The organism is Claveliimonas sp. (genome assembly GCF_037273965.1).
Taxonomy (GTDB): Bacteria; Bacillota; Clostridia; order Lachnospirales; family Lachnospiraceae; genus Claveliimonas; species Claveliimonas bilis.
The window spans coordinates 1-16,033 of the sequence record NZ_JAYAZJ010000091.1 but is presented as its reverse complement, the minus strand read 5'-3'; the positions used below and the strand labels follow the sequence as shown (position 1 = coordinate 16,033).

The window sequence follows — 16,033 nt, the reverse complement described above, 5'->3', positions numbered from 1 at the left end:
GTTTTTTACTTTTTCATATTTAATATTGTGTTGTGGGTGTGTCCTTGGGGATTTACCCCTTGTACACCGACACTACCCAAATCCGTTGACACATAAAAACAGATTCAACTGCAGCAACCGCAGTGAGGACGATTATCGTCTTAATTTTTTCATGGATCATGGTTTTTATTGTCGGCTCACAGGATACTATAACAAATTTGTCCGTAAAGACATGGATCTTTTTAATCCTTTCCGGTTTATCTACAGGCGCCTCCTGGCTCTGCTATTATCGGGCATTGCAGGACGGACCTGCAAGTGTTGTCGTTCCGATTGATAAATTAAGCATATTGGTAACCATTGCCTTTTCTTATATCGTGTTCAAAGAAAAACTGTCAAAGAAGTCCGGCCCGGGCCTTTTGCTGATCGTGTTGGGTACTTTTTTGATGATAGTCCCAACACTCTCAGCCTGATAAGTTTAGTTTTTAGCTGCTTCATTGACACAGCGGAGTCCATTGAGGCTCCTTGGATAACCAAGATACGGGAGACACTGTGAAATGATCTGAATCAGAAATCCTTTATCATTTCCCACCATCATATTTCCTGCCGCATGGCTGGTAAGCTGCGGCTCACAGCCGCCCTGTGCCAGAAGGAAACAAAATGTGATCATTTCCCGCTGCCTGTTGTCCAGTCCTGTCCTTGTATAATAATCTCCAAAACAGTTATCCGACAGCCACCGATTGATGTGTCTGGATTCTTCCGGTCCTGAATTTGCAAATCCCTTCATACCGTCTCCGAAAATATCCACCTGTGTCTGTTCGCCCTTCTCCAGGCGGTCTTCTCTGCCTGTAGTAGCCTGCCCCGGAAGCGGAAGCTCAATTCCCCTCTCTTCGAATATTTCATTGGTCTTATTGATAAACGGAAGGACGCGCCCGATCCCCAGATAAGCCACAGCCTGATAGACAATTTCCTTTATCTCAACCGGAGTCACACCGGCATTCAGAGCTGCCGGCAGCACAATTTCGAACGTATCAAGTCCCTGACACCCAATCAGAGCTGCAAGAACCGCCATCATACGTGTACGGTCATCAAGGTCATCATTGTTTACCACCTCATCAAACGCAAAGTTCTGGAAAAAATCCGAAAATTCCGGATCTGTTTCCGCCAGTCCCAACCCTTTTGCTCCAAAAAATTTTTCACAATAACTTTTTGCCTTCTCGGTCATTTCTGATTCCTCCTATTCTGCTTTATGTGAATGTCAGCGTTGGTATATACTGCTCATACACCGCTGCTGTCAGACCTTACACTTATATGTTAATACTGCAGCAAAAAAAGTCTAATACTTTGTCTGAATACAATATCATGCTCTCCTGGCATAGTTCTGATGATCTACTCTGCTTTTTTCACCGCTTTGAGAAATCTTTTTACAAGCTCCGACGGTTCTGTAGAATACAGAATGCCGTATGGGATCGTATATTTCCATTCCACAGGAATAATTTTCAACAGAGGGTGAGCGTCTTTCCAATTTTCAACAGCCATCAAAATTTCATTGCTGTTCTCGCATCGATTAAAAATCTCCATACTGTAGATATCAAAGTCAACCACTCGGATCTGGGGATGGTTTTTCCAGATATCATCCCGAAGCTCATCTACATAGTTGCTCCAGCCCCGGTGCATCATAAGAAAATTCTCTCCGTACAGATCCTGAAAGGTCAGCGTTTCTTTTGAGGCAAGGCGATGATTAAGTGATACCGCACAGCAGATCCTCTGTCTCGAAATTTCCATTCCCTGACATTGCCTAAGCTTCAGCATTGTCTCATCAAAAATGCCTCCCACGATATCTATATTCGTTCCCAGATTTTTTAAAATTTCCCGTGCACTCTCCTGACTGTTCATATAAGGGATCATCTGCAGTCTGATATCCGGATAATCTTTACGGACTTTCGCCCACATCTGTATTACCGGGGCGGCCGGCGTCATTGGAGATGTGCCGATACGGATCACATTATCTTTTTCTTCCATAGCTCTCTTTGCCCGCTCCACAGAGTCTTTGCAGTACTGAATGATATATTTCGCATCTTTGTACAAAGATTTCCCGGCTTCTGTCAGAATCAGTCCTCTGTGTGTCCTTACAAACAGCTGAACTTCCAGATCCTTTTCCAGGAGATTGATCTGTTTCGTAACTGCCGGCGGAGTAATATACAGAGCTTCCGCCGCCTTATTAAAGCTTCCTAAATCCGCTACAACGATAAATGTTTCAAGCTGCAAATTATACATAGACCCGTCTCCTCTCTTATATGTCTGCCATCTGTCTTAGAGCCGGTTCTGTGTAAAACTCCTGTCCTTTTCCTTCCGGCTGCCATAGTAAAACTATAATGCCGCCGGCTGGAATCTGTCAACATTACTTACTGAAAAGCCACCCCATAATCTCTTCATCTGCCGCAAAAAGATTTCCTCCTCCATGCTGATATGATAAACCGGAAAAGTAATCCCCGCCTTTTATATCCAGAACCAACAGTTCATTTATCTCTTCTTCTGTCAGTCCTTCTTCCATATACATATCATGCAGCGTCTCATAGGCTTCGCGGGTCGGTTCAGATCCATAATACTCATCATCTTCTCCAATCACAAAATATACTGGCGTTTTATTTTTTATCACGGGAGCATAGTCTCCGTCCCACTGGGAGCTGCACTGAAGATAAGCCGTAAATAATTCCGGACGTTTCCCCATCACAAGGGACATAGTCTCGCCTCCTCCCGAGTATCCCTCCCCGTACACTCTTGACTCATCGATATTATAGTTTGCAAGGAAATACTCTGTAAGAGCAATGGTCTGATCTGCCGATGTCTCATCCCATCCGGATAGCTGCGGCGCTACGACGATCATATCCTGCACATACTTTTGCGCCTCAAATCCAAACTCTTCACTGTACAGATTTTGACCTACTCCCTGAAAATACAGACCCTCATATCCCGGCAGGGTAAGAAACAGCCCATAGGGCCTGCTTCCGTCATAACTGTCCGGAACATACAGATTGTAATGGATATCCCCTTCGCTTTCTGAATGAAGAACATTATCCAGAATAAATCCGCGGTATTCCTGTGTCCCCTCTGTCACAGAGTCCTGTCCCCCGATCTCCTCATCCTGTACTGTCTCTGTCTCCGGCATTTGCTCCTGATCTTCTTTATTTTCAGTCCCTGCATCGCTGCATCCGCTTAACGCTGCCGCAAGAGCGACCAGCAGAATACCAAGTTTCATTTTCTTCATAATCCTATCCCTGCCTTTCTGCTATTTCTATCTGCTTTTTCTATCTTTCCTTTCCCGCAAAATGTGATATAATAACCCCATTGTGGTTATTATAGACGCACATAAAGCGGTTTCTTGGAAACCGCCGGAAACCCTAAAACAGACTGAAAAGAGGGAAGGTTATCCGATACGTCAAATGTGATAACAACTTCTTAGACACAACAGAAAGGGGGAGAACGAAATATGTATGTTGTGGATAAATATATTGATCACGTAAAAGAAGAAGCCATCAACCGCCCGGAGAAAAGCTGGGATAAGATCCTTCTCGGCTTCCGGGCAAATAAATGGCGCATGAAGCTTCTGCCTAACCGGAATCTTTCGAGAGGTTATCAAAAGCTGGAAACAATGATGATGAGCCTTGTAGCTGATTCTTTAAGCCGGGAGGGCAGCTATGTATGGGGGAATATTTTTGCTCCCTGCGAGCTGATGCAGTGCTTTGGCCTTCACACCCTTTCCATTGAATGCCTCTCCTGTTATATGAGCGGTTACCATCTGGAAGACTATTTTATCGACTATGCACAGAATATCGGAATTGCCCCCACTCTATGTTCCTATCACAAAACTTTTGTAGGCGGAGTGGAAAGCAAAGTTGTAAAGAAGCCGGAATATGCTGTGACTACTTCTCTGTCCTGCGACGGCAATTTAAATACCTTCCGCTATCTGGAAAAAAAGGCCCATGTGCCTTTTACCTTTCTGGACGTCCCGTATTCTGATGACAAAGAATCCATCGCCTATCTGGCCGACCAGCTTAGAGCATTTACCAAAGTTCTGGAAGAGCGTACCGGCAAAACATTCCAGGAGGAAAAACTGCAAAAAATACTCCGTACGGAAAACGAGACGCGCCGGGAACTGAAGAAATTTTTCGAATATCAAAAGAACTATTATTATCCCGGCGAACTGATCAGCCATCTCTATATGATGATGGGAATGCATCTTCTCATCGGCACAGAGGAATTTCTTGATCTCATCCGCTTTATGAATGAAGAAATTCAGCAGGGAGAACCTTTTACCGGGAAAAAGATCCTGTGGATTCATCTCCTTCCTTTTTATCAGGAAAGTCTGAAGGAATATTTCAACAGCAACAGAGACTATCAGATCATTGCCAGTGATATCATTCTGGATTTCATGGATGAACTGGATACCGAACATCCCTTTGAGGCTCTCGCCGGAAAGATCATTAAGAATCTGTACAACGGCTCCTACGCCCACAAAGCAGAAATGATCGGCCAGCTTGCAGACCGGCTGAAACCGGATGCCGTCATCCACTTCTGCCACTGGGGATGCAAACAGGCCTCCGGCGGAAGTATCCTTCTGAAGGAAAAAATGCAGAAAATGAATATTCCTATGCTCATTCTTGACGGTGACGGAATTGACAAAAGAAACAGCCACGATGGCCAGATCAAGACCCGGCTGGAAGCATTTCTAGAATTGATCGGAACAGGAGAAAAGACCACATGTTAGGATATATCTGTAAATACGCGCCCATAGAAGTCTTTCTTTCTATAGGAACGGAAATGAAACGAATCGAACCTTCTGTCACGAATTTTACGCAGGCAGACATGAAAATGCATCCCAATATATGCAGCTTTGCAAAAGGAGTTCTGGAGGATGTCCTGGCAAATGATTATGAAGGTGTTATCCTCACCACCTGCTGCGACAGCATCCGAAGGCTCTATGATGTGCTGAAAGCCGAGCTTCCGGATAAATTCATCTATATTCTGGATACGCCACGCATCACAAAAGAAGCCGGAATCACGCTCTATGAAAACCGTATCCGCAAAATGATACAGGCCTATGAAGCTTTTTCCGGCAAAACATTTCAGGAAGAGGCTCTCGGCGAGCTCCTGAAACAACACAAGGAAGCCCAGAGCATTCAGTTAAAGCCGGGCAAAAAGAATATCGGAATTGCAGGAGCGCGGGCAAACGAAGCAATCCTGCACATTTTAAATGAGAAAGGCGCCAATGTTGCTTTCGATCTTACCTGCACCGGACTGATGCGAAAATATATTCTGGAACCGGGCCAGATACTTACCGGATATACAAGAGGGCTGTTAAGCCAGTTCCCCTGTATGCGCATGGAAGCTGCTGCCGGTAGAGACGAGCTTATTTCCCGGTATGCACAAAGCGCAGATGGTATCATTTACCACACTGTCCAGTTCTGTGACAATTATTCCTATGAGTATGCCTGGCTGAAAAACGTACTGAACCGCCCCATGCTCCAATTGGAAACCGACTACACCAAACAAAGCTACGGACAGGTTCTGACAAGGATTGAGGCATTCCTGGAATCACTGACACCGACAGGACCTTCAAAATCACCGAAAAGAAAGGATATCACTGAAACTATGTATGTCATGGGAATCGACAGCGGCTCCACCTCCACCAATGCGGTAATCATGAATGAAAACCGGGAAATTGTCGCCTCGGCAGTTGTACGGACCGGGGCTAAATCAGGTGAGAGCGCGCAGAAAATATTAAATGAAATTCTGCAGAAAGCAGGATGCAGCAGAGAGGATATCTCCTGGATCGTATCCACCGGGTACGGGCGGGTGAGCATTCCCTTTGCAGATGAAAATGTAACAGAAATCAGCTGTCACGGGCGGGGCGCTCATTATTTTAATCCAAAGGTAAGGACTATCCTGGATATCGGCGGTCAGGACAGCAAGGCAATTCGTTTAAATGAAGCCGGAGAAGTTGCCGACTTTGTCATGAATGACAAGTGTGCCGCCGGAACCGGTCGTTTCCTGGAAATGATCGCCCGGACACTGGAAATCGATGTAGACGAACTTGGACCAATTGCCCTGAAATCCACAGAGGACATTGAAATCACCAGCATGTGCTCTGTATTTGCAGAGTCCGAGGTTATTTCCCTGATCGCCAATAATAAGGAAAAATCAGATATTGCCAACGGTGTCTGTCATGCTATTGCCAACAAATCCTATTCCCTCCTGAAGCGTGTCGGCATGGAAGAAGAATTTATGATGACAGGCGGCGTTGCCAAGAACCCCGGCGTTGTCAGAGCAGTAGAAGAAAAGATCCAGTCCAGGCTTTATATCTGTCCGGAGCCTGAAATTGTAGGCGCCGCCGGCGCTGCCCTCTACGCTTTGGACCAGATATTGAGGTAAAAATCACAAAAATACACGGGGTAAAATGCAGTTTGACACGTAGTAAAGTTAAAAAATACTACGTGTCAAATTAAGTTATACCCTGTGTATTTTTGATCTATTCTGCCCGAAGCGCCGCCACCGGATCGCTCTTGGCAGCCTTTTTAGACGGAATCAGTCCGCCCAGCAAAGTCAGTACAACACTCAATGTGATCAAAATAAATGCGGCCCCTACAGGAAGTACTGCGCTGACATCCGTTGTCCCCGCCAGATAATGGATCAGCGCATTACCCGGAATCAGCAAAAGGAGTGTGATCACAATCCCCAATACCCCGGCGCAAAGGCCGATAATGAAAGTTTCCGCATTGAATACCTGGGAAATATTTCCCTTTGATGCTCCGATCGCCCGCAGGATCCCGATTTCTTTTCTTCTCTCAAGCACGCTGATGTAAGTAATGACTCCGATCATTATCGATGAAACAACGAGCGAAATCGCTACAAAAGCAATCAGTACATAGCTGATAATATCAATAATATCTGTTACAGAAGACATCAATGCGCCTACCATATCAGTGTAGGTGATTACCTGTTCTTCTTTGCCCTCCTTCTCCATGTCAGCGTTATAATGATCCAGAATTTTTACAACTCCTTTTTTGCTCTCAAAATCTTTCGGGTATATGTCAATTTGGCTTGGCACATTAAAGTCCACATACCCCAAATCCCGAAGATTTCCTTCATAAGAAGCACTTTCTGCAGAACTCATGGACATCATCAGCTCTGCAAATTCCTGTCCGCTCATATTCATAGTGAACGCATTGGCAAATGCATCTGCATCAATCGTAAGTGCATTTTGTATATTTGTTCCTATTCTTGCCGCCGCCTGACTCATAGCGTCTGTCATACCGGTGCTGATCTGGGCCATGATCTGTTCCATAGCCGATCCGATCTGTGTCTGGAGAGACTGCGCAACGGTTCCGCCATAGGAAGCCATTGCCTGCTGCATATATGCTTCAAGAGAACCGGAAATCTGCTGCTCCAGTCTATCGGCATCCACCATACTAAGCATAGCCTCAGTCAATTGGTTCTGTGCCCCATCTGTCCCCAGATACGCCATAAAATGTTCTCCCATCTTACTGGGATCTGCAAGACCGTTTGCCGCCGCATAAGTCTGATATCCGTTCCCCAGCTCTTCTGCCAGTTTTGCAATCTGGTCTGAAGTTATACTGATATCTCCGCTGATCTTGAAAATTTCAGAACCCCATTTTGACAAAATGCTTTGTGCCTCAGATGTTCCAAGATACTCTAAAAGATATTCATCAAATTTGTCAGGATCTGTGTACCCTTGTGCTTCAGCGTAACTTTGATATCCCTGGAGAATTTCCTGAAACATGCTTCTTATCTGATCCGGCACTGCAGTAATATTTCCATTTGTCTGAATGATATCCTGTATATTCCGGATCAGGATTTCCTGTGCTTCACTTGTATTAAGGTAGGCAAGAAAATCCTCTCCCAGAGTAGAATAATCCGCCTCCGGATGCGAAGCCGCATACTCCTGGTAACCAGAAAGCAGTCCTGTTACTATCTGTCCCAACTCTTCTGCCGACATATCCAGCTTGATACTTCCCATCAGTTCATCCAGTCCAAGCTGCGGGGCATCGGGCATATCCAGTTTAATATTTTTCAGATCAATCATATTTGACAGATCCAGGCTGCTGCCCGCCGGCATTTCCGAAAGGTCAAACGCTCCCTGAAGCCCTTCGCTAAAGGCATCCTCATTGAAGCCAAAAGCATCCTGAAGTACATCTGCATTGACTGAAACAAGAGAATCCATATCAAACTGATCCTCGCCGCTTTCTTCCCCGAAAGGTTCATTCGTAAAGACATTAATGTTTTTATTGCTTAACTGATTCTTAACAATCTCACTGTCCTCGGCCTTCTGTGCAACGTGTTTTGTCAGATCCGGCATATATCCGATCCCGGTCATAAGAAGTGTTCCTTTGGCATCCTCTGCCGGCTGTACCACTCCTACAATCTTTAAGTCCTCACCCTTATCTACCAGGTTTTTCATGTATTCTTCGTTATCTGTCTTATCTCTCCATACCTTGTACTGACTGTCATACTCGTAATAATCGGAGCTGTTTACCAACTTAAATGTCACTCCCAGAATGTCCTCATACGTATAGGAGCCCATATCTGAAGGAATCTCCACATCCTCCTCATTGGCAAACTGGCGGATCATCTCATCCAGCTCCATGGTATCTCTAAGACCCATGGAATACAGCATAAAATCACTGATACCGCCGCCAGAGGTAAGGACAAGCACGCATTCATCATATCTTTCAGGCCATCTTCCAGCCTTTACTTCATACTGTGGTTCATAGAGATCTGTATCCTCCGGCATTTCATAAAATACATCTGTACTCATCATAGAAGACATCATGCTGTTTGAAGCTGATGAGGATCCCAGCCCCAGAGAAGCAAAGGATTGATCAGGATTTACCTGCCGGATGTCCTCTCCGTCCTGCCGATAAATCTGAGGTGTTGTATTGTAGGAATATTCAATGGCATTTACATACTGGTCAATATTGCTCTCTCCACTGTCCAGATAGGTTTTCAGGGATTGCAGATCATTCGTATCCATAGTGGAAAACATATTGGTAAGCACATCAATAACTTCTATATCCCCGGCTTTTTCTTCTGTCTGTCCGGAACTGTCCGCGCCGCCGGATCCATCTTCTACCATGGAACTAAGATCTAAACCTGTGCTCAATATCTGAAGCGGATATTCCGACAAGGTTTCTTCTTCCACGCTTTGGATATAATCATTCACTCCATTTGACAATGACAGGATCAGAGCAATTCCAATGATTCCGATGGAGCCTGCAAACGCCGTCAGAATCGTGCGGGCCTTTTTTGTCTTAAGATTGTTAAAACTTAGAGAAAGAGCCGTCAGAAAAGACATGGATGCCTTTCCCATGTTCTCATGCCGTGGTTCTTCCGGCTCCGTTTCCGGCTCAAAAGGATCGGAATCCGCCCTGATCTGTCCATCCTTTAATTTCACGATTCTCGTAGCATATTCATCTGCCAGTTCCGGATTATGAGTAACCATAACCACCAGTCGATCTTTTGCCACCTCCTGGAGAAGTTCCATAACCTGAATACTGGTTTCACTGTCCAGCGCCCCTGTAGGTTCATCTGCCAGAAGAATATCCGGATCGTTCACCAGGGCTCTTGCAATAGCAACCCTCTGCATCTGCCCGCCTGACATCTGACTGGGCTTTTTGTGAAGCTGCTCTCCAAGCCCTACCTGTTCCAATGCTTTTCTTGCTCTTTCTTTTCGCTCTGCGGGGCCTACTCCTGAAATTGTCAATGCCAGCTCCACATTGGAAAGTACGCTCTGGTGAGGAATAAGATTATAACTCTGAAATACAAATCCAATCGTATGATTCCGGTAGGAATCCCAGTCTTTATCTTTATATTTTTTTGTGGAAATGCCGTTAATGATCAGGTCGCCGCTGTCATAGCGGTCCAGCCCGCCGATAATATTAAGAAGTGTTGTTTTCCCCGATCCGCTTGGTCCTAAAATCGCCACAAATTCATTATCTCTCAAATTCAGGCTGACATCGTCCAGGGCTTTCTGAACCAGATTCCCGGTTCTGTATTCTTTACGGATATGTTGAATTTTAAGCATGCCTTCATCTCCCTTTTAATTATGTACGCCCCCCGCACAATAATAAAATTACCCGTATGATAAGAGTATAGGTGATTTTCTTTCAATTCACAACCATATTATTCACAAAAAAGTTTCGTTTTTTCCATATCATCTGTTCACGTTTTCAATAATCCGATCCATGGCCTCAAAACTGCTTCTGTAAGTCCAGTTTAAAAATCCATGTATCATTCCTTTCATCATATGATATTCCACCTCTACACCTGCATCCTGCAATTTTGCTGCATACATAAGACCCTGATCCACAAGAGGATCACACTCCGCTGCAATGATACAAGTGCGAGGCATTCTGCCGATATCTTCTTTCAAAAGCGGAGATGCCAGAGGATCTTTCTTTTCCTCTTCCCAATTTGTCACCAGAGGATATACAAGATTTTGACTCTGTAAACCTGGTCCGTTTCTGTCTGCCGACATAGCTGCCACAGCTGCCGCAAAATTGCCGCCCGAGCTGTCTCCGCACACATGAATATTTTCTTTGTCTCCTCCATAATTCTTCACATTTTCTTCTGCCCACATCAAAGTCTGGTAGGCTTCTTCCAGCCCCTGGGAAATTTTTATTCCGGCATTGTCTCATTTTGAATTTCGCATTATAATAGCGTTAATGTACAAATATTAAAATATTATTGACGATCAAAACTGGAGGAAATCACATTGGAACACACACAGAAAATAACCACTGTTTTATTCGATTTAGACGGGACATTGCTTCCTATGGAGCTGGAACTTTTTATGAAAGACTATTTCCAGAGACTATCCCAAAAAATGAATCTTTGCGGATATGATGGAAATGCCGTTTTAGACAATATAGGAAAGGGGATACACGCCATTCATACAAATAAGAGTTCCCGCCTTAATGAAGAAATCTTTTGGGAGTCTCTTAGCACTGCCTATAAAAAGGAAGAAGCTTCAAAACTCAAAGACATTTTCGAAGAATTCTACCGCGTGGAATTTCAAGCAGTGCAAAATGTCTGCGGTTTCACTCCTGATGCCAAAAAAGCTGTTCACTTCTGCCACGAACATGGACTTGACACCATCCTTGCCACCACTCCTCTGTTCCCGGCTATTGCAACTTGCAGCCGTGTGCGCTGGGCGGGCCTTGATCCCTCAGATTTCTCTTATATTACAACTTATGAAAATTCTTCCCGCTGCAAGCCCTCCCCGGAATACTACCAGGAGATTCTGACCAAGCGCCATCTGAAACCGGAAGAATGCCTCATGGTTGGAAATGACGTAAGCGAAGATATGCCGGCAGCAACGCTGGGAATCCAAGTCTTTCTGCTCACTGACTGCCTGATCAATACAAAAAATGCAGATATCAGCAGCTATCCCCAGGGGGATTATTCTTCCCTGCTTCAGTTTATCAGGAGGTTTCTATCACATGAATAATAAAAAGAATACAATCGAACAGTTATTTTCATTTATAAAAAAGAGTCCTACCAGCTACCACGCTGCTCAGACAACAAAAGAAATGCTTGAGGCTAATGGTTTTCAGATGCTTCAGGAAAATACGCCCTGGACTCTCACGCCCGGCGGACGCTATTTCGTAACCCGCAATCTTTCCTCTGTCATTGCCTTTTGCCTGCCTCAAAATGATCCTGGCAATTTTCATATTACGGCAAGTCACAGTGACTCTCCCTCCTTCAAGATTAAGGAGAATCCTGAACTGCCTTCCGGCGACATGTATGTACGGCTGAATGTGGAAAAATACGGCGGCATGCTGATGGCTCCCTGGATGGACCGTCCCCTTTCCGTAGCAGGGCGCGTCCTTATCCGCAACGGGAATACTATTGTCACCAAATTAATTAACATTGACCGGGATCTCCTTCTGATCCCCAATCTTGCCATACATATGAACCGGGATGCCAATAATGGTCTCCGCTATGATCCGCAGAAAGATATGCTTCCTCTATACGGTGATCTTTCTGATAAAAATACCTTCTTTCAACAGATCGCTGAAGCAGCCGGCGTCGATCCGGAACAGATCATCGGACATGATCTCTTCCTTTACAGCCGTACCCCGGGCACCATCTGGGGAGCTGACCGCCAATTTATTTCCTGCGGAAGGCTGGATGATCTGCAGTGCGCCTATGCTTCTCTTATGGGGCTATTGTCTGCTGATGTTCATTCCGGTATCGCCGTCCATTGTATGTTGGATAATGAGGAAGTAGGAAGCAGCACAAAGCAGGGCGCCGCCTCTTCCTTTTTAAAGGATACCCTGACACGGATCTGTATTTGCCTTGGGAAAACGCAGCAGGACTATTACGCTATGCTGGCATCCAGCTTTATGCTCTCGGCTGACAATGCACACGCTGTTCATCCAAATCTGCCTGAAAAGGCGGATCCCACTAACCGTCCTGCCATGAATCAGGGAATTGTCATCAAATACAACGCAAATCAAAAATATACGACAGACGGGGTTTCCGCTGCCGTCTTTAAATCAATCTGTCAGATTGCAGATGTACCATATCAGACCTTCCTGAATCGTTCAGATATGGCAGGCGGTTCCACACTCGGCAATATCTCCAATACACAGGTTGCCTTAAATACTGTGGACATCGGCCTTGCACAGTTATCTATGCACTCTCCATATGAGACAGCGGGAGCGAAAGATACTGACTATCTGATCCGTGCTGTCCGAACCTTTTATGAAAGTTCTATCTGCTGTCTGGAGGACGGGCGCTATACTGTGGAGGCAGGCGCCTGGAAATCATAATTTTATCCTTCAAATAAAAGTGGAGGCAGAAATATTTCCGCCTCCCTTTTGTATCAGTTCTTTCTAAATGCTATCTTAAATTTTTACTGTTCTGCCTTAGTTTTTCCAGGTATCTCCACTTCCTGTCTCTAATTCCTCTACCGTTCCAAATCCGGAAATATCAACCTGATACCATGTATCTCCATTTACTACTGTGTAGCTGTATTCATTCCACAGCCCTTCGCTGCTTACTTCGCTTTCCACGATCTCTCCGCCGCCTGCCTGATTCAGTGCGATCTGCTGTGCCTCTGCAATATCTATCCGAAATGCCATAATAGCGATGACCGCTATAATAATTACTGCCGCTACAACTCCTATAATAATTCCAATTGTCTTTTTTGATATTTTCTTCATTATTTTATTCCTCCGTCTTTCTTTGTTGTAATCAATATAACAGTGAAAAATTAAAAGAACATTAAAAGAAACACGTTTTTTATCATTTTTCTATACAAAACTTTTTCCCCTGTACAAAAGGTTTCCCCGGATCTGCCTTAGAGTATCTTTTTCCTCCTTTTCGATACAGAGTGCAATTCCGTATTGATAGGCATATCCGCCATCCGGATCCATAAATCCATCTATTTTAGCCTCATCATACTTCTGATCTCTATTCCACCATGTTTTAAATTCCATCACAAGAAAATTATTGCTGTGATCCCCTCTGTGATGGACGATCAGATCCGGACTTACACTGCTTCCGATCCGTGAAAGCATTTTGGGCTCATATCCTCTTCGGTTGTATTCACAGTCCACAGATAAATCCGTCAGAATCTGACTGCGCTCCAGAATCTCCTGAAGATAATGTCCAAAACGAAAAACAATACTCCTCTCTGCCACATGACGTCCTTCTTCCTCTGTTTCCGGTCTGTCAAGTATCAAATATCGGTCCTTTTCATACAGCTTATGCACAGTCTCTTCCAGGATCTTACAGACTTCTTCCTGCCCGGTCTTTCGCTCATCTGTCTTTCCCTTGCCGATCTTCTTAAGATATCTTTCGACAAAGGATTTCGCAAGAGAATCCGGCTTCACTGCTTCCAATACTTCTTCTACCGCAAACCACCGTGCCCGATCTACTTCATCCGTCAGAGAAAAATCTTCACTTTCTGCTGTCACTGCATAATTATGTATTAATGTATTGGTCTTTTCAAAATATTCATTATCATTATAGATATAACTGGAAATTTTAAGATTGACCTCTTCTTCTATCTCCCGAAGCAGCGCCTGCTTTGCATTTTCTCCTTTGCTGATATACCCGGCAACCAGAATATTATCTTTTTTTCCATACTGCTGGATCAGAAGAATCTTCGTTTTATCCGGGTTAAATATAATCGCCGATATGGCGCTGTTAAACATAGGAAACCTGAATGTTTGACACGCGTCACAGTATGGAATCATTCCATCTGTCCCGCATTCCTTCATGGTCAGTCTCCCTCCGCATTCCTCACAGTAGTTCAATATACTCGCTCTCCTTTTTTACTGTCTGTTCTCAAATTGGTCAGATACCATCTCCAGCAGCTCTCTGATCTTCAAATGCTGCGGACAGACCTCCTCACATTTTCCGCATTTAATACAGTCGGAAGCTTTTGCCCTGTCCTTTGTATGTATTTCATAATACCAACTGCTGTTCCAATCCTGATAAATTTTCTGCGTGTTCATTGCAGCAAACATCTCCGGGATCGGGATTCCCATCGGACATCCGGAAATACAGTAACGGCAGGCTGTACAGGGAATCAGATTCATTCTGCGGAAGATTTCCTGAACTTTTTGAACTGCAGCCAGTTCCCTTTCATCGAGGGGCTGAAAATCTTTCATATAGCTGATATTATCCTCAAGCTGTTCCATTGTACCCATACCGGATAACACCATCATGATCCCGTCAAAGCCGGCTGCGAACCGGATCGCATAGCTGGCGTGGGACCCTCCCTTCAGATCATCCAGAACTTTCCCCGCTTCCTTCGGCAGGTTAACTAGATTACCGCCTTTGACCGGTTCCATAACAATGACCGGCTTATTGTGGCGGACACAGACCTCATAGCACTTGCGCCCTTCTACAGCAGCGTCTTCGTAATCCACATAATTAAACTGGATCTGTACTGCCTCAATCTGGGGATACTCATCAAGGATCTGCTCCAGCACTTCCGCACGGTCATGGAAAGAAATTCCCACATGGCGGATCTTTCCTTCTTCCTTCAATGCAAATGCCGTCTCGTAAGCCCTGCATTCTTTAAAATCTCTATAATATTCTGCCGTCTGGGCGTGCATCAAATAGAAATCAAAATAATCCACGCCGCAGGCTTCAAGCTGACTTTCAAAAAATGGCCGGATATCCTCCTTCGTTTTAAAATATCCATGAGTCAGTTTATTAGTAAGAATATAACTTTCCCTGGGATAACGGCTCGTGAGGCACTTTCGGAGAGCCGTCTCGCTTCTCCCGTCCATATATCCCCTTGCCGTATCAAAATAGTTAAATCCGGCTTCTAAAAAAATATCCACCATTTTGGAAAATTCTTCATAATCCACTTCATCGCCCTTCATCGGCAGGCGCATACATCCAAAACCGAAATTCTTTTTCACCTTTTCAAAATATGCCATGCTCTTCCCTCCTGTCAAAAAGTTACTCTGTCCTTATTATATCGAGTTTAAAGCAGGGAATCAATTGTCTGCGATCATGGAACCTTGAATATAATTCTCCCTGACGCTGACCTTACATTAGAACTATGATAAATAAAACTTTTTAATGTAAAAAAATAAGAGAAACGTTGCAAATCCAACATTTCTCCTACTTTTAACTAATGCCGCAGACCGGAATCGAACCGGTACGGGAGGTTAGTCCCGCAGGATTTTAAGTCCTGTGCGTCTGCCAGTTCCGCCACTGCGGCATATCTCAATAATGAGATAAGTGGGACCTATAGGGCTCGAACCTATGACCCTCTGCTTGTAAGGCAGATGCTCTCCCAGCTGAGCTAAGATCCCATATAAACGACCCAGAAGAGACTCGAACTCTCGACCTCCGCCGTGACAGGGCGGCGCTCTAACCAACTGAGCCACTGGGCCACTTTTTAATTCAGGTTATACCCTGAAAACTACATACAAAGAATCTTTTTTCATCCATTGCCTATCTCCGCTTTGGTTATGCCCTCGACCTATTAGTAACAGTCAGCTCCATG

Annotated in this window: 13 protein-coding genes and 3 tRNA genes; 5 read left to right on the top strand and 11 right to left on the bottom strand. The window is 44.7% G+C overall.

Annotated features, from left to right (window positions below):
• Positions 1–92 precede the first annotated feature (92 nt).
• On the top strand, positions 93–449 hold the full coding sequence (locus tag WJ238_RS08590; protein ID WP_416387457.1) for an EamA family transporter: 357 nt from the start codon (positions 93–95) through the stop codon (positions 447–449).
• 5 nt (positions 450–454) lie between these two features.
• Here WJ238_RS08590 and WJ238_RS08585 read toward each other — a convergent pair whose 3' ends face one another.
• From WJ238_RS08585 to WJ238_RS08575, 3 genes are all read right to left on the bottom strand, one after another.
• Positions 455–1,201 (bottom strand): carboxymuconolactone decarboxylase family protein, encoded by a 747-nt coding sequence (locus WJ238_RS08585; RefSeq protein WP_230106926.1) that lies wholly within the window; start codon positions 1,199–1,201, stop codon positions 455–457.
• A gap of 164 nt (positions 1,202–1,365) precedes the next feature.
• Complete coding sequence (locus WJ238_RS08580; RefSeq protein ID WP_230106927.1) at positions 1,366–2,253, bottom strand: LysR family transcriptional regulator; 888 nt, start codon at positions 2,251–2,253, stop codon at positions 1,366–1,368.
• A gap of 124 nt (positions 2,254–2,377) precedes the next feature.
• Positions 2,378–3,244, bottom strand: coding sequence for a prolyl oligopeptidase family serine peptidase (locus tag WJ238_RS08575; protein ID WP_337606687.1), 867 nt, complete (start codon positions 3,242–3,244; stop codon positions 2,378–2,380).
• A gap of 222 nt (positions 3,245–3,466) precedes the next feature.
• Between WJ238_RS08575 and WJ238_RS08570 the strand changes: the two genes are divergently transcribed.
• Together WJ238_RS08570 and WJ238_RS08565 are read left to right on the top strand one after the other, a co-directional pair.
• Complete coding sequence (locus tag WJ238_RS08570; RefSeq protein WP_230106929.1) at positions 3,467–4,744, top strand: 2-hydroxyacyl-CoA dehydratase subunit D; 1,278 nt, start codon at positions 3,467–3,469, stop codon at positions 4,742–4,744.
• Positions 4,738–6,408 (top strand): acyl-CoA dehydratase activase, encoded by a 1,671-nt coding sequence (locus WJ238_RS08565; protein ID WP_337606686.1) that lies wholly within the window; start codon positions 4,738–4,740, stop codon positions 6,406–6,408. The genes WJ238_RS08570 and WJ238_RS08565 overlap by 7 nt, the downstream gene beginning before the upstream one ends.
• Before the next feature lie 97 nt (positions 6,409–6,505).
• On the opposite strand, the gene WJ238_RS08560 is transcribed toward WJ238_RS08565, so the two are convergent.
• Positions 6,506–10,078, bottom strand: a complete 3,573-nt coding sequence (locus WJ238_RS08560) for an ABC transporter ATP-binding protein/permease (protein ID WP_337606685.1) — start codon at positions 10,076–10,078, stop codon at positions 6,506–6,508.
• 129 nt (positions 10,079–10,207) lie between these two features.
• The gene (locus WJ238_RS08555) at positions 10,208–10,657 is read right to left on the bottom strand and encodes an alpha/beta hydrolase (RefSeq protein ID WP_337606688.1); all 450 of its coding nucleotides are present in this window, start codon (positions 10,655–10,657) and stop codon (positions 10,208–10,210) included.
• 111 nt (positions 10,658–10,768) lie between these two features.
• Between WJ238_RS08555 and WJ238_RS08550 the strand changes: the two genes are divergently transcribed.
• Positions 10,769–11,503, top strand: coding sequence for an HAD family hydrolase (locus tag WJ238_RS08550; protein WP_316271079.1), 735 nt, complete (start codon positions 10,769–10,771; stop codon positions 11,501–11,503).
• The gene (locus WJ238_RS08545) at positions 11,496–12,830 is read left to right on the top strand and encodes a M18 family aminopeptidase (protein WP_337606684.1); all 1,335 of its coding nucleotides are present in this window, start codon (positions 11,496–11,498) and stop codon (positions 12,828–12,830) included. The genes WJ238_RS08550 and WJ238_RS08545 overlap by 8 nt, the downstream gene beginning before the upstream one ends.
• Before the next feature lie 96 nt (positions 12,831–12,926).
• Here WJ238_RS08545 and WJ238_RS08540 read toward each other — a convergent pair whose 3' ends face one another.
• From WJ238_RS08540 to WJ238_RS08515, 6 genes are all read right to left on the bottom strand, one after another.
• Positions 12,927–13,223, bottom strand: a complete 297-nt coding sequence (locus tag WJ238_RS08540; protein ID WP_230106935.1) for a hypothetical protein — start codon at positions 13,221–13,223, stop codon at positions 12,927–12,929.
• Positions 13,224–13,313: 90 nt separating this feature from the next.
• The gene (locus WJ238_RS08535; protein ID WP_337606683.1) at positions 13,314–14,321 is read right to left on the bottom strand and encodes an NUDIX domain-containing protein; all 1,008 of its coding nucleotides are present in this window, start codon (positions 14,319–14,321) and stop codon (positions 13,314–13,316) included.
• A gap of 18 nt (positions 14,322–14,339) precedes the next feature.
• A complete protein-coding gene (locus tag WJ238_RS08530; protein WP_337606682.1) occupies positions 14,340–15,458 on the bottom strand; it encodes an aldo/keto reductase in 1,119 nt (372 codons plus the stop codon).
• A gap of 201 nt (positions 15,459–15,659) precedes the next feature.
• Positions 15,660–15,745, bottom strand: a tRNA-Leu gene (locus WJ238_RS08525).
• 21 nt (positions 15,746–15,766) lie between these two features.
• Positions 15,767–15,839: transfer RNA gene (locus tag WJ238_RS08520), tRNA-Val, on the bottom strand.
• Between the two features lie 7 nt (positions 15,840–15,846).
• Positions 15,847–15,920, bottom strand: a tRNA-Asp gene (locus WJ238_RS08515).
• Positions 15,921–16,033 lie beyond the last annotated feature (113 nt).

Excerpts from the sequence above, each read along its gene's own strand:
- WJ238_RS08580 (WP_230106927.1), bottom strand. The coding sequence starts at position 2,253 with ATGTATAATTTGCAGCTTGAAACATTTATCGTTGTAGCGGATTTAGGA.
- WJ238_RS08540 (WP_230106935.1), bottom strand. The coding sequence starts at position 13,223 with ATGAAGAAAATATCAAAAAAGACAATTGGAATTATTATAGGAGTTGTA.
- WJ238_RS08530 (WP_337606682.1), bottom strand. The coding sequence starts at position 15,458 with ATGGCATATTTTGAAAAGGTGAAAAAGAATTTCGGTTTTGGATGTATG.
- WJ238_RS08560 (WP_337606685.1), bottom strand. The coding sequence starts at position 10,078 with ATGCTTAAAATTCAACATATCCGTAAAGAATACAGAACCGGGAATCTG.
- WJ238_RS08545 (WP_337606684.1), top strand. The coding sequence starts at position 11,496 with ATGAATAATAAAAAGAATACAATCGAACAGTTATTTTCATTTATAAAA.
- WJ238_RS08570 (WP_230106929.1), top strand. The coding sequence starts at position 3,467 with ATGTATGTTGTGGATAAATATATTGATCACGTAAAAGAAGAAGCCATC.
- WJ238_RS08575 (WP_337606687.1), bottom strand. The coding sequence starts at position 3,244 with ATGAAGAAAATGAAACTTGGTATTCTGCTGGTCGCTCTTGCGGCAGCG.
- WJ238_RS08585 (WP_230106926.1), bottom strand. The coding sequence starts at position 1,201 with ATGACCGAGAAGGCAAAAAGTTATTGTGAAAAATTTTTTGGAGCAAAA.
- WJ238_RS08565 (WP_337606686.1), top strand. The coding sequence starts at position 4,738 with ATGTTAGGATATATCTGTAAATACGCGCCCATAGAAGTCTTTCTTTCT.